Origin of the sequence: Enterococcus sp. HMSC061C05, assembly GCF_001814765.1 — a bacterium.
Taxonomy (GTDB): Bacteria; Bacillota; Bacilli; order Lactobacillales; family Enterococcaceae; genus Enterococcus_B; species Enterococcus_B lactis.
Genome location: NZ_KV817733.1, coordinates 14,422 through 37,527, shown reverse-complemented (window position 1 = coordinate 37,527; position 23,106 = coordinate 14,422). Strand labels below are relative to the sequence as shown.

At 40.2% G+C, this 23,106-nt stretch carries 18 protein-coding genes and 1 pseudogene; 15 read left to right on the top strand and 4 right to left on the bottom strand.

The window, feature by feature from the left end:
• Nucleotides 1-29 precede the first annotated feature (29 nt).
• Together HMPREF2988_RS04140 and HMPREF2988_RS04135 are read left to right on the top strand one after the other, a co-directional pair.
• Nucleotides 30-1,166: a 5-methyltetrahydropteroyltriglutamate--homocysteine S-methyltransferase gene (locus tag HMPREF2988_RS04140; RefSeq protein WP_002292037.1), complete on the top strand. Its 1,137-nt coding sequence runs from the start codon at nt 30-32 to the stop codon at nt 1,164-1,166.
• Nucleotides 1,167-1,243: 77 nt separating this feature from the next.
• Nucleotides 1,244-2,254 (top strand): alpha/beta hydrolase, encoded by a 1,011-nt coding sequence (locus HMPREF2988_RS04135; RefSeq protein WP_024636158.1) that lies wholly within the window; start codon nt 1,244-1,246, stop codon nt 2,252-2,254.
• A 64-nt stretch (nt 2,255-2,318) separates the two neighbouring features.
• Here HMPREF2988_RS04135 and HMPREF2988_RS04130 read toward each other — a convergent pair whose 3' ends face one another.
• Nucleotides 2,319-3,353 carry a LacI family DNA-binding transcriptional regulator gene (locus tag HMPREF2988_RS04130; RefSeq protein WP_002319100.1) on the bottom strand — a complete coding sequence of 345 codons (1,035 nt, stop codon included), beginning with the start codon at nt 3,351-3,353 and terminating at the stop codon, nt 2,319-2,321.
• Between the two features lie 113 nt (nt 3,354-3,466).
• On the opposite strand from HMPREF2988_RS04130, the gene HMPREF2988_RS04125 reads away from it, so the two are divergent.
• The 10 genes from HMPREF2988_RS04125 (at nt 3,467) to pheA (ending at nt 16,232) form a co-directional block, all read left to right on the top strand.
• Nucleotides 3,467-5,692 (top strand): alpha-galactosidase, encoded by a 2,226-nt coding sequence (locus HMPREF2988_RS04125; protein ID WP_070770034.1) that lies wholly within the window; start codon nt 3,467-3,469, stop codon nt 5,690-5,692.
• A 17-nt stretch (nt 5,693-5,709) separates the two neighbouring features.
• The gene (locus HMPREF2988_RS04120) at nt 5,710-7,593 is read left to right on the top strand and encodes a glycoside hydrolase family 2 TIM barrel-domain containing protein (protein WP_070770033.1); all 1,884 of its coding nucleotides are present in this window, start codon (nt 5,710-5,712) and stop codon (nt 7,591-7,593) included.
• Nucleotides 7,574-8,548, top strand: a complete 975-nt coding sequence (locus HMPREF2988_RS04115) for a beta-galactosidase small subunit (protein ID WP_070770032.1) — start codon at nt 7,574-7,576, stop codon at nt 8,546-8,548. Before HMPREF2988_RS04120 ends, HMPREF2988_RS04115 begins: the two co-directional genes overlap by 20 nt.
• A gap of 657 nt (nt 8,549-9,205) precedes the next feature.
• On the top strand, nt 9,206-10,228 hold the full coding sequence (gene aroF / locus HMPREF2988_RS04110) for a 3-deoxy-7-phosphoheptulonate synthase (protein WP_002313693.1): 1,023 nt from the start codon (nt 9,206-9,208) through the stop codon (nt 10,226-10,228).
• Between the two features lie 32 nt (nt 10,229-10,260).
• The gene (gene aroB / locus HMPREF2988_RS04105) at nt 10,261-11,325 is read left to right on the top strand and encodes a 3-dehydroquinate synthase (protein ID WP_070770031.1); all 1,065 of its coding nucleotides are present in this window, start codon (nt 10,261-10,263) and stop codon (nt 11,323-11,325) included.
• Nucleotide 11,326: 1 nt separating this feature from the next.
• Complete coding sequence (gene aroC / locus HMPREF2988_RS04100) at nt 11,327-12,493, top strand: chorismate synthase (RefSeq protein WP_070770030.1); 1,167 nt, start codon at nt 11,327-11,329, stop codon at nt 12,491-12,493.
• 16 nt (nt 12,494-12,509) lie between these two features.
• Entirely contained in the window at nt 12,510-13,601 is a 1,092-nt protein-coding gene (locus HMPREF2988_RS04095) for a prephenate dehydrogenase (protein WP_070770029.1), read from the top strand.
• 12 nt (nt 13,602-13,613) lie between these two features.
• Nucleotides 13,614-14,909, top strand: a complete 1,296-nt coding sequence (gene aroA / locus HMPREF2988_RS04090; RefSeq protein WP_070770028.1) for a 3-phosphoshikimate 1-carboxyvinyltransferase — start codon at nt 13,614-13,616, stop codon at nt 14,907-14,909.
• Entirely contained in the window at nt 14,902-15,411 is a 510-nt protein-coding gene (locus HMPREF2988_RS04085) for a shikimate kinase (RefSeq protein ID WP_002329282.1), read from the top strand. Before aroA ends, HMPREF2988_RS04085 begins: the two co-directional genes overlap by 8 nt.
• The gene (gene pheA, locus HMPREF2988_RS04080) at nt 15,408-16,232 is read left to right on the top strand and encodes a prephenate dehydratase (protein WP_070770027.1); all 825 of its coding nucleotides are present in this window, start codon (nt 15,408-15,410) and stop codon (nt 16,230-16,232) included. Before HMPREF2988_RS04085 ends, pheA begins: the two co-directional genes overlap by 4 nt.
• A gap of 81 nt (nt 16,233-16,313) precedes the next feature.
• Here the strand turns inward: pheA and HMPREF2988_RS04075 are convergent, their stop codons facing one another.
• From HMPREF2988_RS04075 to HMPREF2988_RS13850, 3 genes and pseudogenes are all read right to left on the bottom strand, one after another.
• The gene (locus tag HMPREF2988_RS04075; protein WP_070770026.1) at nt 16,314-18,044 is read right to left on the bottom strand and encodes a cache domain-containing sensor histidine kinase; all 1,731 of its coding nucleotides are present in this window, start codon (nt 18,042-18,044) and stop codon (nt 16,314-16,316) included.
• Nucleotides 18,041-18,970 carry a helix-turn-helix domain-containing protein gene (locus HMPREF2988_RS13855; protein WP_257243301.1) on the bottom strand — a complete coding sequence of 310 codons (930 nt, stop codon included), beginning with the start codon at nt 18,968-18,970 and terminating at the stop codon, nt 18,041-18,043. Before HMPREF2988_RS13855 ends, HMPREF2988_RS04075 begins: the two co-directional genes overlap by 4 nt.
• A 318-nt stretch (nt 18,971-19,288) precedes the next feature.
• A pseudogene (locus HMPREF2988_RS13850) lies at nt 19,289-19,498 on the bottom strand (response regulator); the annotation flags it as partial.
• 324 nt (nt 19,499-19,822) lie between these two features.
• Here HMPREF2988_RS13850 and HMPREF2988_RS04065 point away from each other — a divergent pair.
• The 3 genes from HMPREF2988_RS04065 (at nt 19,823) to HMPREF2988_RS04055 (ending at nt 22,999) form a co-directional block, all read left to right on the top strand.
• Nucleotides 19,823-21,109: an ABC transporter substrate-binding protein gene (locus HMPREF2988_RS04065; RefSeq protein WP_070770024.1), complete on the top strand. Its 1,287-nt coding sequence runs from the start codon at nt 19,823-19,825 to the stop codon at nt 21,107-21,109.
• Between the two features lie 136 nt (nt 21,110-21,245).
• Nucleotides 21,246-22,115: a carbohydrate ABC transporter permease gene (locus HMPREF2988_RS04060; protein WP_002329276.1), complete on the top strand. Its 870-nt coding sequence runs from the start codon at nt 21,246-21,248 to the stop codon at nt 22,113-22,115.
• Complete coding sequence (locus HMPREF2988_RS04055) at nt 22,112-22,999, top strand: carbohydrate ABC transporter permease (RefSeq protein ID WP_002327853.1); 888 nt, start codon at nt 22,112-22,114, stop codon at nt 22,997-22,999. The genes HMPREF2988_RS04060 and HMPREF2988_RS04055 overlap by 4 nt, the downstream gene beginning before the upstream one ends.
• Nucleotides 23,000-23,106 lie beyond the last annotated feature (107 nt).

Here is a 23,106-nt window from a genome sequence, read left to right as displayed (position 1 = left end):
TAAAACATGATTATTGGAGGAGATTTTTTATGACAATTCGAACAACATCACCATTTCGCTATGACATCGTCGGGAGCTTTTTACGTCCTGAAAAGCTGAAAGAGGCAAGGACTCGTTTTACCGATGGGGAAATCACACAAGAAGAACTTCGAAAAGTAGAAGATGAAACAATCATCGAATTGATAAAAAAACAAGAAGGAGCTGGTTTGAAAGCTGTTACTGATGGAGAGTTCCGTCGCAGCTGGTGGCACTTGGACTTCTTTTATGGGTTGAATGGCGTGGAATTTTATGTGCCTGAACATGGCTATTTCTTTCATGGAGAAGAGACACGTCCTGGTACAGTGATTGTGACGGGAAAAATTTCTGGTACGAACCACCCTTTCGTCGAACATTTTAAATTCACTCAGGCTCATACAAGTCAAGGCATCGAAGTGAAACAGACAATTCCTGCTCCAGCTCAAATTTTAGTGGAACTACTTCGTCCGGATATATTACCCCATGTTCGAAAAGTCTATGAAGACAATCAAACATTGATCAAAGATATCATCGCAGCTTATCGTCAAGTGATCGACGACTTATATGAAGCAGGTGCGCGGACGATCCAGCTAGATGATTGTACATGGGGAGTATTAGTTGCACCACTTCCTAAAGGGTTTGCGATGGATGAGGGAAAAGATGAAAAAGAAGTTCGTCGGGAACTAGCAAATCTTTATTTAACGATCAACAATGCAGTCTTAGCTGACCAGCCGGATGATTTAACACTCAATACACATGTCTGTCGCGGGAATTATCATTCTACTTGGGCAGCATCGGGGGGCTATGACGACGTAGCAGATCCATTATTTACTCAAGAAAATGTCCGTGCCTATTATTTAGAATACGATAGTGAACGTGCTGGGAGTTTTGCACCTTTAGCGAAAGTTTCCGAAGATAAATTAGTCGTATTAGGCTTGATCACAACGAAAAGTGGTGAACTGGAAGAGCGCCAGCAAGTGATTGACCGGATCTACGAAGCGACACGATATCTGCCTTTGGATCGTTTGTGCTTAAGTCCTCAATGCGGATTTGCTTCAACAGAAGAAGGAAATATTTTGTCTGAAGAAGAACAATGGGAAAAGATTGCTTTTGTCAAAAGCATTGCAGAAGAAGTTTGGGGGAACAATTAAATCATGCAGGAGAGCTTGCTAGGAAAGAACACTATGGTATAATCAGAATGCTTAATATTAATTACTGAGGGAGACTTATGAAAAAGAAAATTCTTAAATTTATCGGATGGTTCTTCGGAATCATTCTTGGGATCGCGTTTGCACTCTTTCTTGCCTTCCAGCTTTCCCCCAGACCCGGAGCATTCTTGATCAACCATATGTTTTCAAATACTGTTCAAATCACCGATCAGAAAACGTTCAATCAAGCAGAAAAAAACGTGGCGAAAAAAACAGATTTGACGTACGAGTCCAACTATAAAGAGAATACGTATGATATCTACTATCCAAAAAACAGCAAGGGACCTGTTCCTGTTCTGTTTTGGGTACATGGTGGAGGGTTCGTCGGCGGAGATAAATCAGGTGTCAAGGAATTTGCGACAAAATTAGTATCAGACGCCAACATCGCAGTGGTGGCGATGAATTATGAATTAGCGCCTGATTCAGAATACCCTAATCAAGTTCTTCAAGTGAATGAGCTGGTCAAAGATTTATTAGCTGAAGGCGACGACAAACTGCTAGACATGGAACAACTATTTTTTGGCGGAGATAGTGCAGGTGCACAAATCGCTTTGCAATATGCAGCTCTACAAACAAATGAAGCGTATGCCAAACAAATGAAAATCAAACAGGTACTTCCAAAAGATAGTTTGAAAGGAACCATTTCTTATTGCGGACCCGTTGATTTGAAACTAACAGCACAGCAACATTCGGATGATCGATTTATGAAGTTCTTCGTCAAAACCGTTGCATGGTCGTTGATTGGAACAAAAGATTGGAAAACGAGCGAGCAACTGAAAGAAGCTAGTGTGGCTGACCATGTTTCTAAGGAATTTCCGCCAACGTATATAACTGACGGAAATGCATACTCATTCCAAGAGCAAGGTCAAGCATTAGAAAATCGGTTGACAGAATTAAAGGTACCCGTGCAATCCTTGTTTTATACAGATACAAAAAAAGAGATTACCCATGAATACCAATTTGATTACACGCTAAAAGAATCGCAAAATTGTTACCAGCAGACATTGGATTTTGTGAATAAGTATAAGTAAGAGGTTGTGAAAAAGCCGTTTAGTTTTGAGTATGAAGAAACGAAGCGGCTTTTCACAACCTCTTTTAATACCTTTTTGTTCTTGGGATAAAACTTTCCCGAACAATCAATCGTGCAGGATAAGTCAAAATGATTGGTTCGTCCCGTATTCCGTCAATTCGCTCCAATGCCATTCGAACAGCTGCTTGCCCAATTGATTTCGCATTGATTTGAACACTGGTCAAGCCAGGGGAGAGGTTTGCGATTGTCTCGATATTATCAAAGCTTGCTACAACAATCTCTTCTCCAATTTGGATATTTTTTTGTTTCAATGCGCGATAGACACCGATTGCCATTGGATCGCTCCCGACAAGAATGGCAGTAGGAAGAGGAGATTCATTTTCTAATAGATCAGTCGCAAGTACCTCACCTTGTTTTTCTGTCCAGCCACCTAGACGATAAGAAATATACTTTTCCAAGTGATGATCTGCCATAAAATGTTGATAGGCACGCATCCTTTTTTCATTTGTAGAAATCTGTTTCCCACCAAATTCATCCATATCGACTTTATATCCCCCGATATAGGCTATTCTTTTATGGCCATTTTCTAAGAACAATTCCAGTACGGTTTTAGTCATCCGTTCAAGATCTGCATAGACCATATCGACCTCTTGCTGGATGTCAGGGTTATCCACGACGACTATTTGCATGTTTTGTTTTAACAAGGCGGTAATCGATTCTTTCGTAACGGTCCCAACAACGATCACCGCACCTAACTGATCTAGATCTTCCCATTGTTTAGGATTATCAGATAGATTATAGATTCGATTCATCCCTAAATGCAGACGTCGAGCTTCTTCTTCCATCCCTACTCGCAAATGTTTGTAATAGATATCCTGTTCTTCGCTCGCCTTGCCGATCGTAGAGATCACACCAATCGAAGGCATTCTCTTTTTGATATATTTTCGAGTACTGATATCATAATCCAACGCAGCTGCTGCCTCTACTATTCGTTGCCGAGTAGCCTGAGCCACATGGATCGTCTGATCGTTATTCAACACGCGGGAAACTGTAGCAGGAGAGACATTTGCCTTTCGTGCGACATCTCTAATTCCAACCATTTTTACACACTCCTCAAAAAAACAAAAAAATTCTATTGACAAAATTGTTTAGTAAACAGTATACAGGAATTATAAAAAAAGTAAACGGTTTCCGTTTTGGTGGGAGTGAAATGATGGATATTACGCATAGAAAAACAGAAAAAAATTTCATCTTATTTGATGAAAAGAGCCGAGTCTTCCATTTACGAAATACATTTCTTTCTTATCTGATAAAGATAGAAGAGAGCAATGTATTGGCGCATATTTATTTTGGCAAACCAGTCAAGCAGTACAAAGACAATAAAAATTATCCCCGAAGAGATCGTGGATTTTCAGGAAATATTCCCTTAAATCCTGACCGGTCTCTGTCGAAAGATACACTACCACAAGAATACTCTTCTCATGGCAGCATGGACTTTCGAACGCCCGCATCGATCATTCAGCGCAAGAATGGGTCAGACTTACTGGATCTGAGATATGACAGTCATTATATTACAGATGGGAAGCCAGACATCGAAGGCTTGCCTCAAACTTATGTGCTAGACAAGTCAGAGGCACAAACGTTGGTGATTTCACTTAAGGATAGAGAAACAGCGATTTATTTCGATTTGTTCTATACCATATTTAGTGATAGAGCAGTGATCACACGATCTGTAAAGATAAGAAATGAAACCAGAGAAACAATCAAACTAGAAAAAGCAGCTAGTTTCCAGCTAGATTTTGCCCATACTAGGCGATTTGATGAAGTCATTGCTTTGCCAGGAGCACAGGTCAATGAAAGACAGATCTCACGGCAATCTCTTTTATCTGGAACAAAAGTATTTGAAAGCCGTCGAGGAACGAGCAGTCACCATATGAATAACTTTATTGCTTTAGTTCATCATCATACGACAGAAAATACTGGAGAAGCGATTGGACTTCAATTTGTTTATTCCGGCAACCATTCTTTCGAACTTGAAAAAGATCAGATTAATCAATTGAGAGTTGTCGGTGGGATCAACAGCCATCGTTTTTCGTGGGAATTGAATGCAAATCAGTCTTTTCAAACACCTGAAATGATTCTTTCTTACTCAAGTCAGGGATTGAACAAAATGAGTCAGATCCACCATGAGTTGCTACGTGAAAGAATCGCAAGAGGTCGTCATCAATTTGCTGAACGGCCGATTCTTGTCAATAACTGGGAAGCCACTTACTTTGACTTCAATAGTGAAAAAATCAAGGCGATCATTGATGAAGCAAAGGAGCTAGGCATCGAAATGTTCGTATTAGATGATGGCTGGTTTGGAAAAAGAGATGCGGACAATTCTTCATTAGGAGACTGGATCGAGTATGAAGGCAAGTTGACAAATGGATTACGTGAAATAGCAGATTATGCTCATAGCAAAGGATTGAAATTTGGTTTATGGTTTGAACCAGAAATGATCTCCATTGATTCTGAACTGTATCGAACACATCCTGATTTTCTTATGCAGGAGCCAGGTAGAATGCCTTCTGCTTCCAGATCACAACATGTACTGGATTTTACAAGGTTAGATGTTCGCCAGACGATTGAGAAACAAATGAGAAAGATTTTAGACACGATTCCTCTTGACTACATCAAATGGGATATGAACCGTTCGCTTTCAGATGTCTATTCGATTACCCTTGACCCACAGAGACAAGGAGAAGTAGCGCATCGTTATATGCTCGGGCTTTATGAACTACTCGAACATTTGACAGCTGATTATCCGGAAATCTTATGGGAAGGCTGTTCTGGTGGAGGTGGGCGGTTTGATGCTGGTTTTATTTATTATATGCCGCAGTCCTGGACAAGTGATAACACGGATGCAGTGGAGCGTATGAAAATCCAATATGGAACAAGTCTTGCTTATCCGATTTCGTCCATCACGGCTCATGTATCAGCTGTACCAAACCATCAGACTGGCAGATCTACTTCGTTGAAAACAAGAGGAGAAACAGCTATGAGCGCTGTTTTTGGTTATGAACTGGATTTGACAAAGCTGTCTCCTGAAGAAAAAAAGCAAGTCAAAGACCAAATTATATCCTATCAAACGATTCGTCCGGTGATCCAGTACGGCCATTATTATCGTTTGGCGAGTCCTTTTGAAGAAAATATTGCCGCATGGATGTTTGTGTCTCCTAAACAAGATGAAGCTATTGTGTTTTTAGGGAGGATACTAGCTTCAGCTCAACCAGCGTTCCATGAAGTATATCTGATGGGGTTAGATGATGAGGCACTTTATCAGGAACAGACCTCGAAGCGGATATTTTCGGGGGCCGAATTGATGGCAGTCGGACTTTACTTCCCTGATTTTCAAGGTGATTTCCAAACAGAGCTGCTTCATTTCAAAAAGTTATGAGAGAGAAGGAAAAAAGTATGAAAGCAAATATAAAATGGTTAGATGATCCACAAGTTTTTAGAGTGAACCAATCAAATGCGCATAGTGATCATGTTTGCTATGCAACAAGGGAAGAGGTAGAAACCACATCATCCCTTAAACAGTCTTTAAATGGAACATGGCGTTTTTGTTATTCGCCAAATCCTTCGGTACGTCCAAAAACATTTTATAAAAATGATTTTGATGCCTGTTCTTTTGATGAAATCACTGTTCCTAGTCATATTGAATTAGCAAATTATGACAAGATCCATTACATCAATACGATGTATCCGTGGGAGGGACATGTATTTCGCCGTCCCCCTTTCACGACAAGCCCTGAGAAAGAAGCGAAAGGGATCTTTTCAACTGCTAAAGACAATCCGGTCGGTTCGTATTTGACGACTTTTCGATTAGAAGAAGGTCTAAAGGGAAAACAAATCTCGATTCATTTTGCTGGTGTAGAACAAGCAATGTTCCTTTGGTTGAATGGCCATTTTATCGGGTATGCCGAAGATTCGTTCACTCCGTCTGAATTTGATTTAACACCTTATTTGGAAGAAGAAAATATTCTAGCTGTGGAGGTTTACAAAAGAAGTACAGCTGCATTCTTGGAAGATCAGGACTTTTTCCGATTTTTTGGAATCTTCAGAGATGTCTACTTAGTTGCTCGAGGACAAAACCATTTAGAAGATCTTTGGATCAAACCTCGCTTAGATGACAAATGTCAAAATGGCAAACTTGAAGTAGATTTGTCTTTTGAACAAGTAGCCAAAAACAGTCAGCTGAATGTAGCGATACTAGATCCTGAGGGGAAGGAAATCTATCAACAGCAATATCCGTTAAAAGAGCAAATGACGATTCGGATCGATGGATTTGAAAACGTGGCACTGTGGGGGCATTTTCAGCCCAATTTATATAAGCTTGAATTGGAGACGATAGACGAAGAAAAAAGAGTAACGGAATATATTGACTATTCCTTCGGTTTTCGTAAAATCGAAATCAAAGATAAAATCATCTATTTCAATGGAAAACGAATGATTATCAACGGAGTAAATCGACATGAATGGCATCCGAAAAAAGGACGCGCCATCACTATAGAAGATATGGAAAAAGATTTGGCTATCATAAAAAATGCAAAGATCAACGGCGTACGGACATCTCATTACCCCAACCAGATCACTTGGTATTATTTATGCGACCAAGCAGGCATCCATGTGATGGCGGAAACGAACCTCGAATCCCATGGCTCATGGCAAAAAATGGGTGCATTTGAGCCTTCTTACAACGTGCCAGGTGCAGTACCTCAGTGGCAGGCTGCTGTTCTTGATCGGGCAAAAACGAATTTCGAAACATTAAAAAACCATCCAAGCATTCTTTTTTGGTCTCTTGGAAATGAATCCTATGCGGAAGAAAACATTCGACAAATGAACGATTACTTCAAAAAAGTAGACCCCGATCGACTCGTCCATTATGAAGGGAATTTTCCAAATCCAGCATTCGAAGATTCGATTTCAGATGTAAAAAGCTGCATGTATGCGCCACCAGAAGAGATCGTTGACTACCTTGAAAATAAAGCGGAAAAACCGTTCATCTTATGTGAATACATGCATGACATGGGGAATTCGTTAGGTGGAATGGATTCTTACATGATGTTGCTTGATCGTTATGAAATGTACCAAGGAGGCTATATATGGGATTTTAAAGATCAGGCGATCCAAGTGACTGATCCAATCACTGGTAGAGAAGTGATGCGCTATGGCGGTGACTTTGACGATAAACCAAGTGACTATGAATTCTCAGGGAATGGGATCGTTTTTGCAGATGGACAAGAAAAACCAGCCATGCAGGAGGTAAGATATTATTATGAAAAATACAGTAAATAAAAGTCATATGGAGACGGAAAAAGTTGCAATCGTCTTCGGCGACTGTACATTAGGTGTCAAATCGGGGAATACGCATTATATTTTTTCTTACACAAGAGGCGGACTGGAGTCGCTGAATAAAAACGGAAAAGAATGGCTATACCGAGAAACACTTCCAGTTTTTTGGCGGGCAACGACCGATAATGACAGAGGTAGTGGATTTGGATTTAAATCTGGTATGTGGTTAGGAGCCGGATTGTATCCAAAAGTCAAAGAAATAGAAGTACTGGTGGACGATAAAAAGATCGATTTGCCGATTGCTCCAGTAAATAATCAATATTCAAGTAATGAATACGCTAGAACGGTTGAAATCATTTTTACACTGGAAATCAACACAGTACCAAAAACACAAGTGACAATTTCCTACCAAATCGCTGGAGAGGGTAAAATGCTTGTTAAGATGCATTATGTTGGACAAAAAGGGTTGCCGGAATTACCAGCATTGGGTATAAGGTTCATTATGCCAACAAAAGCAAAATTCTTTGAGTATGAAGGTTTATCAGGGGAAACATATCCGGATCGGCTGGCTGGTGGTATCGAAGGTATTTATAAAGTGGAAGGACTCCCTATCCCTCCATACCTTGTTCCCCAAGAATGCGGTATGCATATGGAAACGAAATGGCTAGAACTAACAAGAAATCAAACATTGGATAATACGGACAACGATCAAGAAGACTTTTCGTTACGGTTTGAACAGCAGGATACGCCATTTGCTTTTTCCGCTTTACCATTCAAAGCAGAAGAACTGGAACAGGCGACACATATAGAAGAACTACCGCCAGAAAGACGAACGGTTCTTACGATTTTTGCAAAAGTAAGAGGAGTCGGGGGTATCAATAGCTGGGGAGCGGATGTTGAGTCACCTTACCGCATCAGCGGCGAAGAGGACCATGAAATCAGCTTTATTATCCAGTAGCGATCTTTAGATGATTATTTGAAAAACGGAGTGTACAAGACAAAGCTGCTTTATTCTATATGTCATGAACAAGGGAGTAAAAGAGTCTCAGAGTCTTTTGTTCATGACTGTTTTCTTCAATAAAACCAATTGTTATTTTTCTGAAAAGCAAAGTTAACTATCAGAAAATTAAAAAAAGTTTCACAAAAATGATTGACAGTCGATTTTTTTATGTCTATACTAGGTACAATTCTTACATCAGTTTGGAGCGATTTTTTATGAAATCTAGAAAACTTACAAAACTGAATACGTATTACTTTAGCTATTTTAGATAGGTTTGTATTCATGACTTCGTGGGTACAAACAAACCAAGTTTGTATCTATGATGGCTAAAGATTTTTAAACACGACTTACAGCCACGTAGAGAAATTCATCTATAGTGGCTATTTTATATTTTTGCAGCGCTTTTTAAGGCTCGTTGAAGATGTTCACTGTAGAGGTAATTTCCTACAGGGACATCTTTTTTTGTTGATTAATCGGGTCATAAGTAGGAAAGAAGGAGCGAAAATGAGAACAACAGGACACGGTCGTTTAGTAGGGATTTATGTAAAACCACCTTGAAAAAGTAGAGAAAATCAGCCAAGATAGATAAGTAAACAAAAGAAAGCGGGAAAAACAATGATAGTAATTATGAAAAAAGAAGCAACGGAAGAACAAGTAAAAAAAGTCGTCGATCATATCGAAAAAGAAGGATTCAAAGTCTCAATCGATCAAGGAACAGAACGAGTAGTGATTGGACTAAAAGGTGATACGCGAAGTTTACAAGAAGGAGCATTTACACGCTACGAAGGAGTAGAAAATGCTGTGCGTATTTTAAACACATACAAATTGACTTCTCGAGAATTCCATCCTGGCAATACAGTCGTGGATGTAGACGGAGTAAAAATCGGTGACGGTAGTTTCGTGACGATGGCTGGTCCTTGTTCTATCGAAGGATTAGACCAAATCAGAGAATGTGCGCGAATGGCCAAAGCCGGGGGCGCAAAAATTCTGCGAGGTGGTGCCTTCAAACCACGTACTTCTCCATATGCTTTCCAAGGTTTAGAAGAAGAAGGATTGAAATACATCCGTCAAGCGGCTGATGAATTTGGAATGAAAGTGATTACTGAAGTGATGGATGAAGGACATATCGACATGGTGGCTGAGTACAGCGATATCTTACAAATTGGCGCACGTAATATGCAAAATTTCAAACTGCTATCTGCTGTCGGTAAAACAGGTAAACCTGTTGGATTGAAACGTGGGATTTCTGGTACGATCAATGAATGGCTTAATGCTGCAGAATACATTGCAGTCGAAGACAAATCTCCTGTCATTTTTATCGAACGTGGGATTCGGACTTACGAAACAGCTACACGTAATACGTTTGATTTAAGTGCTGTCCCATTGATGAAAAAATTAACTCATTTCCCTGTGATCGTTGATCCAAGTCATGGTACAGGTATTTGGGATCTTGTACCACCAATGGCCCGTGCGGGTGTGGCAAGCGGAGCAGATGGCATGATCGTAGAGATCCATCCTGATCCTGCAAATGCTTGGTCAGACGGTCCCCAATCGTTGAATGAAAAGACTTACTCACGCATGATGAAAGAAGTGACGATCATGAAAGAAGCAATGGAAAAGATTCAAACACTCGATTAATATCAGCTTTTTAAAAGAAAGAAGTGAAACGAATGCTTACTGTACATGTTGATAACCAGAAATACGATATTCATATTGAAGAAGGTGCACTAGAACAGGCTGGATCATGGCTTCAAACGATTTGGAAGCCTCAAAAAGTAGCTGTGATCACTGATACCAACGTTGCTCCACTGTATGCGGAAAAAATCATGTTCCAATTGAGACAAGCTGATTTTGAACCAGTCCTTTCAATCGTACCGGCGGGTGAGACCAGTAAATCTTTGGAACAAGCAGCTGAGTTATACGATTTTTTGGCAGATAATGATTTTACCCGCAGCGATGGAATACTTGCACTTGGTGGAGGAATGGTGGGTGATTTAGCCGCATTCGTGGCCTCGACGTTCATGCGTGGGATCCATTTCGTTCAACTTCCCACTACGCTACTTGCACAAGTAGATTCTAGTATCGGCGGGAAGACAGCAGTTAATACAAACAAAGCGAAGAACCTTGTCGGAACATTTAGTCAGCCATCTGGCGTATTGATTGATCCTGAGGTTCTAAAGACTTTGCCGGTACGTCGTTTACGAGAAGGAATCGCTGAAATCATCAAATCAGCAGCTATAGCAGATGCAATGCTTTGGCAACAGCTGAATGAGCTGAAAGACGAAAAAGATCTTCTAGAGCATGCTGTTCCAATCATCACTGCTACGTTGAAAATCAAGCGAAAAGTAGTGGAAGAAGATGTCTTTGACCAAGGAAATCGACTTATTTTAAATTTTGGTCATACAATTGGCCATGCAATTGAAAATACAGCAGGATATGGGGTAGTCAGTCACGGAGAAGGAGTAGCTATTGGAATGGTAGCCATCACTTCTCATGCAGAAAAAATCGGCTTGTCTCCAACTGGATCGACAGCTGCATTAGAAAGGATACTCCAAAAATTCCACCTGCCGATTACTTACGATCTAAGTCATTCAGAGGAATTATTCCACGCGATAACCCATGATAAGAAAGCAAGAGGAAGCCAATTGAATATCATCTTACTAGAAAAGATTGGGCAAGCAAAAATCGTACCTGTTCCCACAGAGACATTCAAAGATTACTTAGGAGGACTGTAAGATGCGTTATATGACTGCGGGAGAATCCCATGGACCAGAATTAACAGCGATTATTGAAGGACTACCAGCAGGGTTACCTCTATCAGAAGAAGAAATCAATCACGAACTCGCTCGCAGACAAACTGGTTACGGCAGAGGAGGAAGGATGAAGATCGAAAAAGACCGTGTTCGTATCACGTCTGGCATCCGTCACGGCAAAACAATTGGTTCACCTGTCACTTTAGTAGTAGAAAATAAAGATTGGAAAAATTGGACAACTGTCATGTCTGTAGCAGAAGTACCTGAAAAAGACCAATCACTACGGCGAGTTGCACGTCCGCGTCCAGGACACGCGGATTTGGTAGGCGGTATGAAATACCATCATCGAGATCTTCGGAATGTGCTTGAACGGTCCTCTGCAAGAGAGACGACCATGCGTGTAGCAATCGGCGCAATTGCCAAGAAAATTCTGGAAGAACTTGACATCATCGTAGCCGGACACGTGATTTGTCTTGGTGGAATCCAAGCAGAAATACCTGGAAATATCTCCATTCAAGAAATCAAAGAAATTTCTGAAGCATCAGAAGTACGGGTTGTTGATTCAGCAGTCGAGCAAAGAATAAAAGAACTGATCGATCAGACAAAGAAAAATGGAGACACGATCGGAGGAATTGTAGAAGTGCTCGTTGGAGGCGTTCCAGCTGGATTAGGAAGCTATGTACAATGGGACACGAAGCTAGATGCCAAAATCGCGCAAGCTGTGGTTAGTATCAATGCCTTTAAAGGAGTAGAATTTGGCGTCGGATTCACTGCTGGATCATTACCAGGATCAGAAGTGATGGATGAGATCTTATGGGAAGAAGAACGAGGCTACTTCCGACATACTAATAATCTAGGCGGCTTCGAAGGCGGAATGACCAATGGCGAACCACTTATTATCCGCGGGGTCATGAAACCCATCCCTACATTGTACAAGCCACTTCAAAGTGTTGATATCGATACAAAAGAACCTTACAAAGCAAGTGTAGAACGTTCGGATAGTACAGCAGTTCCTGCAGCTAGTGTCGTTGCGGAAAATGTTGTAGCCACTGTGGTAGCGACAGAGCTATTGTCAAAATTCCCAAGTGATTCGCTTGTTGAGTTGAAAGCTGCAGTGAAGGAGTACCGTGACTACTTGAAACATTACTAAAAAGGGGGCAAATAAGATGGCACAACATGTTTTTATCGTGGGGCTTGGACTGATTGGTGCTTCTATGGCACTTTGTATGCGTCAGACCAATCCAGAACTGATAGTAGTTGGTTGGGATAGTCAGTCAAAAACCCGTGAGCAAGCAGTAGAACAGCAGATCGTTGATTACGTTGCAAATGATTTTGAAACAGGTGCAGAACAAGCAGACGTTATCTTATTAGCCGTTCCCGTCCGTACAACCTTAGCTTATCTTGATGTCCTTGAAAGAATCAACTTGTCTGATCACGTCATCATTACGGATGTCAGCAGTACGAAGCAGCAAGTCGTGACATCCGCTGAGCAGAAAAATCTTCGGTTTGTTGGTGGACATCCAATGGCTGGTTCTCACAAATCAGGTATACAGGCAGCAGATGCTAAACTATTTGAAAATGCCTATTACATCTTTACACCTTTGGAAAAGACGAAAAAAGATGTTGAAAAACTGCAAGAACTATTTTGCGGAACCAAGGCAAAATATGTGACTCTTACAGCAGAAGAACATGACCGTATAACAGGAATGCTAAGTCATTTTCCACATATTCTGGCAGCTGGTTTAGTCAATCAGGCAGAACAATTCAATCAAGAATATCCGCGAGCCAAACAACTGGCAGCAGGAGGCTTTCGAGATATCACTAGGATCGCTTCCTCGGATCCTGTCATGTGGACAGATATTTTGTTGAGCAATAAGCAGATATTATTGGAACGATTGGCAGATTGGCAACAAGAAATGACACAAATAGCAGAATGGATCATGACTGAGAACCAATCGGAAATCTTTTCTTTTTTCAATCGGGCAAAAGAAAGTCGAGACCAGTTGCCTGTCCATAAGCAAGGCGCGATCCCTGCCTTTTTTGATTTATTTATCGATGTGCCAGATGAGCCTGGCGTTATTGCAGAAGTAACTGGACTGATTGGAAAAGCGGGAGTTTCTTTGATCAATTTGAAGATCCAAGAGACGCGAGAAGATATTTTAGGGATACTGCAAATCAGTTTCAAAAATCAACAGGATTTGTTACAAGCAAAAAGAACCATTATATCTAATACCAGTTATCATTGCTGGATCAAATAGGAGGCTGGATAAATGCGATTATTACAACAAATACATGGATTAAGAGGGACTGTTAGGATACCAGCAGATAAATCGATTTCTCATCGCAGCATCATGTTTGGAGCAATTGCTGAGGGAACGACGACTATACAAAATTTTTTGCGCGCAGAAGATTGTCTGAGTACTTTACATGCCTTCCAACAATTAGGCGTCGAGATCGAAGAAGAGGAAGAGGTAATCAAGATTCATGGTCGCGGTAGCCACTCCTTTGTCCAACCAACTGCACCCATCGACATGGGAAACTCCGGTACGACGAGTCGTTTATTGATGGGTATTTTGGCTGGACAGCCTTTTACAACGACTCTGTTCGGTGATGCTTCGTTGTCTAAACGTCCAATGGGGCGAGTGATGGAGCCTTTACGCGAGATGGGTGCTGACTTGCAAGGAAATGAAAATGATCAGTATCTACCAATCACTGTGACAGGAGCCCGCTCTTTATCACCTATCCGATACAATATGCCTGTAGCTAGTGCACAGGTCAAATCTGCTTTGCTGTTTGCGGCACTACAAGCAGAAGGTACATCCGTAATCGTTGAGAAAGAACGTTCCCGTAACCATACGGAAGAAATGATTCGTCAATTTGGTGGAAGGATCACAGTGGAAGATAAAACAATCATGGTGACAGGACCACAAAAATTAACCGGTCAGCAGATAACTGTTCCAGGTGATATTTCATCAGCTGCATTCTTTCTAGCAGCAGGACTTCTTGTTCCGGAAAGCCAGCTGTTGTTAAAAAATGTCGGGGTCAACCCAACAAGAACCGGTATCTTAGATGTGTTGGAGGAGATGGGCGCAGCAATTACCCAGACGAATCACAATGAACAGAACCAATCGGCTGATTTAAGTGTCAAGACGAGTCATTTGAAGAAAGCGACGATTGGTGGAGAAATCATTCCGCGTCTGATTGATGAACTGCCCATTCTATCTTTAGTGGCTACTCAAGCAGAAGGAATCACGATCATCAAAGACGCAGAAGAATTAAAAGTAAAAGAAACCAACAGAATTGATGCGGTGGCAGAAGAATTGCAAAAAATGGGGGCAAAGATAAAAGCAACAGCAGACGGTTTGATCATCCATGGACCAACACCTCTGCATGGCGCAAAAGTTTCCAGCAGAGGCGATCATCGAATCGGGATGATGCTGCAAGTAGCTGCTTTGATAGCTGATGGACCTTGCGAACTAGAAGGAGCCGAAGCCGTTTCAATCTCTTATCCGGCATTTTTCGACGATTTAGCAGAACTTGTGTCAGGAGGAGAAGCTCATGGCTAGCATTTTGCTGATTGGTTTCATGGGCGCTGGAAAAACAACGATCGGTAAAGGGTTAGCTCAACGTTTACAAAAAGAGTATGTAGATTTAGATACAAAGATTGAGGAACATATCCAATTATCGATTGCCGAATATTTCCACTATTACGGTGAAAACAGCTTTCGAAAAGTGGAGTCAAAGGTTTTAAGAAAGCTGTCAAATGAAGATAAAATTATCGCGACTGGTGGAGGAATCGTCCAATGTGCTGCCAATCGGCAATTTTTACAAACGCAGCCAATTGTTCTTTACTTAGAGGCAGAAGCAGACTGTCTAATCGATCGTATCCAACAAGATAAAACGTCTATTCGACCGTTAGCTCTTGGAAAAACAAGAGAAGAAATAAAAGCCTTATTGGCACAACGACTTTCCTGGTATGAAGAGAGCGCGACACATCGAATCAACACGACCAATCAAACACCAGAAAAGATCATCGATACCATTATAGAAAGGATCAAAAGCATATGAATGTCAGCTATCTAGGGCCAGAAAGTTCGTTCACTTATCAGGCGGCTTGCCAGCTATTTCCTACAGAACAATTGACTGCGTATGCTTCGATCCCTGCTTGTTTGCGCGCGTTGTTTCGCAAACAGGTCGATCTGGCTGTCGTTCCTGTAGAGAATTCATTGGAAGGATCTGTTCATCACACAATCGATCTTCTTTCCAAACATCCAGAAGTCGAAGTTAAAAGTGAAATCGTTCTTCCTATCAAGCAGCAGCTTTTAGGCAATGCAGCAACAAAGATTACAAAAATCCTTTCTCATCCCCAAGCACTAGCACAATCACAACAGTTTTTAGAAACGCATTACTCTAATGTTCCTTTAGTAGCAACAGAATCAACAACTGCTGCAGCAATGTATGTAGCAGAACATCCGAAAGAAGACGCAGCAGCGATTGCTTCATTAGAAACAGCACAGCATGTTGGATTGGAGATCTTAGCTGAGAATATCCAAGATAATGAGTTGAACCAGACACGTTTTTGGATCGTCGGTGACCGAAAGCTGACCAGCCAGCAGTCAGCTCCAGTAAAAATGAGTGTCATCTTGACCCTACCTGCTAATCGGCCAGGGATGCTTCATAAAATGCTGGCAGCTTTTGGCTGGCGGGAGATCAACTTAAGTAAGATTGAATCCCGACCAGTGAAAACTAGCTTGGGAGAATATTTTTTCGTAATCGATTTGTTATTGGACCGCCCAATGGCATTAGTAGAGAATGCGCTCCAAGAAATCAAGATGCTCGGAGGAAAAAGTCAAATATTAGGCTGTTATCCAGTATTGACAGTAGAATAGACGCGTAGATGAAAGTCAAGAATACTGATTGATTTATTTAACTTAAAAATAAAAAAATCAGCGCTTGGCTATTCTTTATTTTTAATATTCTGATTGGTTTTTAAGAAGAAGCGGGAGACAAATCGTTACAGTCGTTCCTGTCCCAATCACTGATTGGATCGTTAAGCCATATGCATCTCCATACATTAGGCGTATCCGCTCATCTACATGGCTGATGCCGATTCCTGAAAAATGATCATTTTTTTGTTTGGTATTTTCAGTATCGAAGCCATCTCCGTTATCAATCACTTCGAATAAAAGAAGCTGATTTTTTATTTTGCCGTACACCGTGATGAATCCTTGCGTTTTATTGTGAAAAGCATGAAGATAGGCGTTTTCGATAATTGGTTGAAGGATCATATTCGGCATAGATAATGTCTGCAGTTCATCAGGAATCATTATTTTAGCCGAGATTCTTTCGCCATATCGCATACTCAAAAGATCGATGTAACTTTGTACGCTTTTGATTTCTTCCTTGACTGGAATCACTTCTTCTTTTTTTCCAATCGTACTTTTTAGTAAAGTAATGAAACTGTCGATTCCTTGAACTGCTTCATCTGTTTTTTGCTGCCAAATCAAAAATTTCAAGCTAGTCAGCGTATTATAAATAAAATGGGGCTGTATCTGTGCTTGCATAGTCTGGATTTCAAGCGAACGTTTCTTCTTTTCGTCTTGGATCGTCTGTTCATAATGATGCTGCGCATTACTTAGCAATTGATTGATCGTATTCCCTAGCAATTGGACTTCATGGCTTCCTTGCACAGGAACAGTAGCTTTTAAGCCATCTTCCTCTAGCCATTTTAGCGAATCAATCAAGCGGTAGATCGATTTTGTGTGTCGATCCAAATACATAAATACCAATGAGCCAGCAAAAACAAGTGTCACGATATTATACAAAATAATGGGGAAAATCACGCCCATTTGGTTAGACAAAGAATGAAGATCGACTTGGCTGAGTAATGTACAATGCTGTCGGTACAGAGGAAGACGGGTCAACTGCTGTCCATTTGAAATGACTGTTTCACCTACTATCAGTTTTTTGAAAATCATTGATCGGCTCCCAATTGTATTTTCTTCATTAGATGCGATGACCGTCTGTTCTTCGTTCATGAAGGAGATCTTCGATATCTCGGGATTTACCACAGATTGAAAAAGATTCGCTAGTTGCTGGGATGAGATCGATAAAACAGCATATCCGTAAACGTGATTCAATGTGTTTTTCAGTTTTTTGACAAAGAAGACGCTGGGCGCTTTCTTATCGCGAAGAGTCAATCCGTATTGTGCAAAAAGCATTTGTGTATCAGCAGCGCGTTCATTCACTCTCTGGGCAATCGCAGATTGAAAAAAAGAATCGGCAGATACGGCAGTGAGCATGTCATTTCCGACAAAAGTTCTTCCGTTTTCTCCAAAGATCAATACATCGTAATCGATCATTGGATGGATTTTTGAAAGAGAGTCATTCATTTTTTGGATTGTTCTTAGTTGCTGAAGCTGTTCCATATGTTGGGCTGGATCATTGGAAAAATAGCTTTCGACAGCTGGGTTGGAATCAAAAGCGGCTAATGTATTCTCGATTGCATCATTTAAGCTTTCAAATTCAGATTGGATCTTTTTTAGTACCACATCATTCGATTGATTGAACAGCTGGATATAGGCATCCCTTGATCGATGATAAATAAACAAAGAGATGACGATGGCTTGCAGAAAAAGACCGATGAACAAAATGAACAGAAGTTTGGTAAAAAGTTCATGCTCTTTGATTTTTTTTCTCATTTTACAAAAGTTCCTTTACGGTATTGAGAAGGTGTCATTCCTGTCTCTTCTTTAAAAACTCTGGAGAAATAACCCAGTTCGGTATAGCCGACTTTCTCACAGATTTCCGTCAAAGTAAGCCGTGTTTCCGTTAAAAAGAGCTTAGCTTTACTGATACGGACTTTTTTTAGATATTTTGAAAAGTTGATACCAAATTTTTCAGTAAAGATAGCTGAGAGATAGCTATATGAAAAATGATATTTTTCGGATAGAAGTTGTAAATTGATTTCTTTCTCATAATTTTCCTGGACGAACTCGTAGATCAAAGTCAAGATATCGAAATTGTCTTTTATTGCATTTGCAGAAAAGTGGGTGAGTTTCTCAAGTGTTTCTTTGACAAGAATAGAAAAATCTTCCAAGTACTCAGCATCGGCTAATAAAGAAGGAAGGGCGATCTTGAGCAAAGAAAGTTCTTCATTCCCAACATATTCGTCAGCCAAAGCGTTGAGTAATGCATAGAAACGATTGATTGCTTCATGTTTCAAATAAGCTGGATCAATAGGCTGTTCCAATATTGTCGTGAAGAAACCCTCAAGTTCTTTGACAGCTAAAGCGTAGTCTTTATGAACGATTTTTGTTAAATAGCTACTTGCTTGCTGCTCGTGGTTGGTTGATAACGGAAGAAGTTCATGCTGATAAGCAAGGTTTTTTCCCTTATGATAGAAACGTTGTCCTTTGGTGCAATTTCTGATCTCTTGGAATATTTCATTGATATCTTGGATTGCAAAAGAATCAGAAACAACAAAAAAATCATCTGGAAAAATTTCTTGACGAAACTTTTGAACAAACTTTCTAAGCGTATCTTTGGAATCAGTATTGATCACATAGCCGGATTCTTCCGAAAAGGTAGAAAAGGGATAAATAGTAAACGAATCGTCGCTATCCATCAACGAATGGATGATCGACTGTTTTTGTTTAGAGCCTTGTTTTGAACTGAATGGCCGTTTTTCGGTATATAACAGAAAAAACAAGGTGTGTTCAAAAAGAAGAGGGTCAAGCAATGGACGAGTTTGTCCAGCAATCTGCTGTGAAAGATTCTCGCAGATCTGCTCATAACGATCGGTGATTGGGCTTTTGTTGGGCTTTTTTTTGATTTTTTGTGAAACGGCAGTTAAGGAATTTAGAAAAAAATCAGGACTCAATCGAGGCTTTAAAAGATAATCAGCGACGCCTTCTTTAAAAGAATCTTTAACCATATCAAATTCATCATAGCTAGAGAGGATAAGGATCTGTGTTTCAGGTTGTTGCTGTTTTAATAGCCGCGATAATTCGATCCCATTTAGTTCAGGCATCATTACATCTGTGACCACGATATCGATTGCATGTACCAAAGAAAAATCAAGCGCTTTCAACGGGCTGGAAAAAGTCCCTATTAATTGAAACCCGTGCTCAGACCAATTGATCAACTGTTTCATTCCGTCTAAAATCGTCTGTTCATCATCGATAAGAATTACGCGTATTGGCATTTTTTTACCCGCCTTAAGAATAGTCTTGTAATTTAAAAATACTTATTTCTAGGAGAAAATGCAAGGATATTTTTATTTTAAAGAAACCTCCACCCTTTCAATCTTTGGTCTAGATGCTAAGATTATTCCTTTTGTCATAGTTGATTTGTATTTTTTTATTATTTTAGGATAAATTTTTGAAGTATCTGAATAATAAAGAAACCGTTTTCAAATTTTGGTATGATGAATGTAGTAAACATAAACAACTAATGGATGGAAAAGGAGCGGATAAAAATGAACATCAGAAAGTTAATTGCTGGAGTCGTTTGTTTAGCGGCAGCATCAGGTTTCTTAACAGGATGCGGAAGTGCTAGTAGTACAGCAGACAACGAAGAAAAAGTCACTGTCTGGGCGTGGGATGAGACATTCAATATCAAAGCAGTGAATGAAGCAAAAAAAGTTTATGAGAACGAAGAAACAGAGATAGAAGTTGTTACGATGTCTCAGGATGATATCGTTCAGAAACTGAACACCGCTTTAGCAAGCGGGAATACAGAAGGATTGCCCAATATCGTCTTGATTGAAGATTACAGGATACAAGGCTATTTGACTTCTTATCCAGATGCATTCGCTGATTTGTCTGCTATTGTAAAGGAAGATCATTTTGCACCGTATAAATTTGCGGTAAACAAAGTAGGAGAAAAAATATACGGTGTTCCTTTCGATTCGGGCGTAACAGCAAACTTCTATCGTATGGATCTGATGGCTGAAGCAGGCTATACAGAAAAGGATATGGAGAATCTGAAGTGGGACGAGTATATTCAAGTGGCGCGAGATGTCAAAGAAAAGACAGGAAAGAAAATCGCTGAAGTCAATCCTTCTGATCTTGGTCGAGTAAGAATGATGATGCAACAGGCGGGAGAATGGTATACGTCCAAAGATGGGGAGACGGTCACGATCCAAGACAATGCATCTTTAAAGTATGGTCTTGAATTATTTGCCACTCTTTTGAAAGAAGACCTAGTCGAACAAACTTCTGACTGGAATGCTGGAGTAACTGCGATACAATCAGGAGCAGTAGCTTCTAGCCCAACTGGCGCTTGGTATTCTTCAACGATCCAAGGAGCAGAAGACCAATCTGGAAAATGGAAGATTGCGCCAATACCTGCACTACCAGAAAATTTACAAAAAGCGCAAGCTTCTAACTTTGGCGGAGCTGGCTGGTATGTGCTCAAAGGAGTAGCTGGAGAAGAATCAGCGAAAGATTTCCTCGAAGCAACGTTTGCATCGAATGAAGAACTGATGGGCACTCTTGCGAAAGAAATCGGACTGGTTTCTACGATGCTTAGTGCAAATGAACAAGAAGCTTATCAAGAAGCTTCAGAATTTTACAGTGGCCAAAAGGTCTTTGATGATTTTTCCAAATGGACATCAGAAATTCCAGAAGTGAATTACGGACATGAGACCTATGCAATTGAAGCAGTCGTAGCCGAAGCTCTTCATCGAATCATCAATGGAGAAGAGACAGACAAGGTACTAGCAGATACACAAAAACAAGTAGAAGCACAGTTGGCTAATTGATTGGTGATGAAAAAGCAAATTTCTTTGTTTTTTTATCAGACAACCGAAAAGACAAAAAAGATGGCGGCTGCCTTACAGACGTTGTCTTTCTTGTCTTTTCATGTAGATAATCAATGATAGAATTGGAGGGAAAAGAATGAAGCAGAAAGATTTATTCAAAAACGGGCATGCTTTTTTAATCTTGCCAGTCATTTTGATATCGATCATGGTTTTTATTCCGATGGTTTTGGCTTTGATCACGTCTTTTCAAAGTGGTCCCCCTGTCAATATGACATTTAACGGATTAGGTAATTATCAGCGGATGCTGACAGATGCTACTTTTAAAAAAGCTTTTTTCAATACGTTTCTGTATTTACTAGTTCAAGTACCAATCATGCTGTTTCTAGCGCTTTTTATTTCCAACCTTTTAAATGATAAAAAGCTGAAATATAAAGGGTTGTTTCGAACAGCTATTTTTCTTCCGTGTATCACTTCGATGGTCAGTTATTCTCTGATCATGAAAAGTCTATTTTCTCAATCTGGCCTTGTAAACAACTTGTTGTTGGGCATTGGTATGATTGATACACCGATTGGCTGGCTGACTCATCCAATTTGGGCGAAAGTTCTGATCATTCTTTCGATCACTTGGCGTTGGACTGGATACAATATGATTTTTTTCCTTTCAGGCATGCAAAATATTGATTCGGAGATTTATGAAGCAGCATCTATTGATGGTGCTTCTAAATGGCAGCAGTTTATCAAAGTGACGATCCCGAATTTAAAACCGATCATTTTGTTTACTTCCATTACTTCGACGATCGGGACATTGCAGCTTTTTGATGAAGTACAAAATATTACTGGCGGGGGTCCAGCAAATGCAACGACCACCCTGTCTCAATACATCTATAATTTGAGTTATAAATTCACGCCTAATTTTGGATATGCGGCAGCAGTTTCCTTTGTTATTGTTGCCTTTATTGTGATATTGTCGATAATCCAAACGAAAGTAGGAGGAGAGAGTCGATGAAAAGCATGGTAGAAAAAGAAACGATCGCACATCCCAACGTCAAAAAACAAGCCTTAGGACTTCGTTCGGCAATTGGGTCAGCATTAAAATATACAGCATTAAGCATCCTATCATTTATTTCCATTTTCCCTTTTGTCTGGATGATTCTGGGAATGACGAATACACCCGTGGATATCACATCGGGAAAAATAAAGATTGGCAGTAACTTGATCATCAATTTTCAAAATTTGTTTTCCAATGAACTGAATTTTACTCGTTCCCTTTGGAATTCAGCAATGATCGCTCTAGTGACCACTGTGTTTGCATTGCTGATTTCGTCAATGGCAGGATATGGATTTGAGATTTATCAAAGCAAGCGAAAAGACTTGATTTTCAATATTCTACTGCTATCGATGATGGTTCCTTTTGCGGCATTGATGATTCCTTTGTATCGAATGTTTTCACAATTGAACGGAACGATTTTGGGAATCAATAGTTTCTTAGTTGTAATCTTACCATCTATCAGCACTGCTTTTTTGATCTTCTTCTTCCGACAAAATGTTAAATCCTTTCCAAAAGATCTAGTAGAAGCCGCTCGATTAGACGGTCTAAAAGAACTAAGTATTTTTTTTAGAGTATATATGCCGACGGCTAAAAATACCTATGCAGCGGCAGCAATCATCACATTCATGAGCAGCTGGAACAATTATTTATGGCCCTTAGTGGCTTTGCAGTCTCCTGATAAACGGACGGTTCCGCTTGTTTTATCTGCTATGGGTGCTTCCTATACACCAGACTATGGAATGATCATGGCTGGATTAGTCATTGCTACTTTACCAACTGCCATCGTATTTTTTGTTTTGCAAAAGCAATTCGTTCAAGGAATGATCGGCTCTGTAAAATAAAAAACAACAGTAAGTGCGTCCCTACAAAGTCATCTTTTCCAAGTAAAAAGATACTTTTGGGACGTGTGTTATTTTATGGCGAGAAAAATTAAATGATAACGTTTTAA

Excerpts from the sequence above, each read along its gene's own strand:
- HMPREF2988_RS04140 (WP_002292037.1), top strand. The coding sequence starts at position 30 with ATGACAATTCGAACAACATCACCATTTCGCTATGACATCGTCGGGAGC.
- HMPREF2988_RS04135 (WP_024636158.1), top strand. The coding sequence starts at position 1,244 with ATGAAAAAGAAAATTCTTAAATTTATCGGATGGTTCTTCGGAATCATT.
- HMPREF2988_RS04130 (WP_002319100.1), bottom strand. The coding sequence starts at position 3,353 with ATGGTTGGAATTAGAGATGTCGCACGAAAGGCAAATGTCTCTCCTGCT.
- HMPREF2988_RS04125 (WP_070770034.1), top strand. The coding sequence starts at position 3,467 with ATGGATATTACGCATAGAAAAACAGAAAAAAATTTCATCTTATTTGAT.
- HMPREF2988_RS04120 (WP_070770033.1), top strand. The coding sequence starts at position 5,710 with ATGAAAGCAAATATAAAATGGTTAGATGATCCACAAGTTTTTAGAGTG.
- HMPREF2988_RS04115 (WP_070770032.1), top strand. The coding sequence starts at position 7,574 with ATGAAAAATACAGTAAATAAAAGTCATATGGAGACGGAAAAAGTTGCA.
- aroF (WP_002313693.1), top strand. The coding sequence starts at position 9,206 with ATGATAGTAATTATGAAAAAAGAAGCAACGGAAGAACAAGTAAAAAAA.
- aroB (WP_070770031.1), top strand. The coding sequence starts at position 10,261 with ATGCTTACTGTACATGTTGATAACCAGAAATACGATATTCATATTGAA.
- aroC (WP_070770030.1), top strand. The coding sequence starts at position 11,327 with ATGCGTTATATGACTGCGGGAGAATCCCATGGACCAGAATTAACAGCG.
- HMPREF2988_RS04095 (WP_070770029.1), top strand. The coding sequence starts at position 12,510 with ATGGCACAACATGTTTTTATCGTGGGGCTTGGACTGATTGGTGCTTCT.
- aroA (WP_070770028.1), top strand. The coding sequence starts at position 13,614 with ATGCGATTATTACAACAAATACATGGATTAAGAGGGACTGTTAGGATA.
- HMPREF2988_RS04085 (WP_002329282.1), top strand. The coding sequence starts at position 14,902 with ATGGCTAGCATTTTGCTGATTGGTTTCATGGGCGCTGGAAAAACAACG.
- pheA (WP_070770027.1), top strand. The coding sequence starts at position 15,408 with ATGAATGTCAGCTATCTAGGGCCAGAAAGTTCGTTCACTTATCAGGCG.
- HMPREF2988_RS04075 (WP_070770026.1), bottom strand. The coding sequence starts at position 18,044 with ATGAGAAAAAAAATCAAAGAGCATGAACTTTTTACCAAACTTCTGTTC.
- HMPREF2988_RS13855 (WP_257243301.1), bottom strand. The coding sequence starts at position 18,970 with ATGGATAGCGACGATTCGTTTACTATTTATCCCTTTTCTACCTTTTCG.
- HMPREF2988_RS04065 (WP_070770024.1), top strand. The coding sequence starts at position 19,823 with ATGAACATCAGAAAGTTAATTGCTGGAGTCGTTTGTTTAGCGGCAGCA.
- HMPREF2988_RS04060 (WP_002329276.1), top strand. The coding sequence starts at position 21,246 with ATGAAGCAGAAAGATTTATTCAAAAACGGGCATGCTTTTTTAATCTTG.
- HMPREF2988_RS04055 (WP_002327853.1), top strand. The coding sequence starts at position 22,112 with ATGAAAAGCATGGTAGAAAAAGAAACGATCGCACATCCCAACGTCAAA.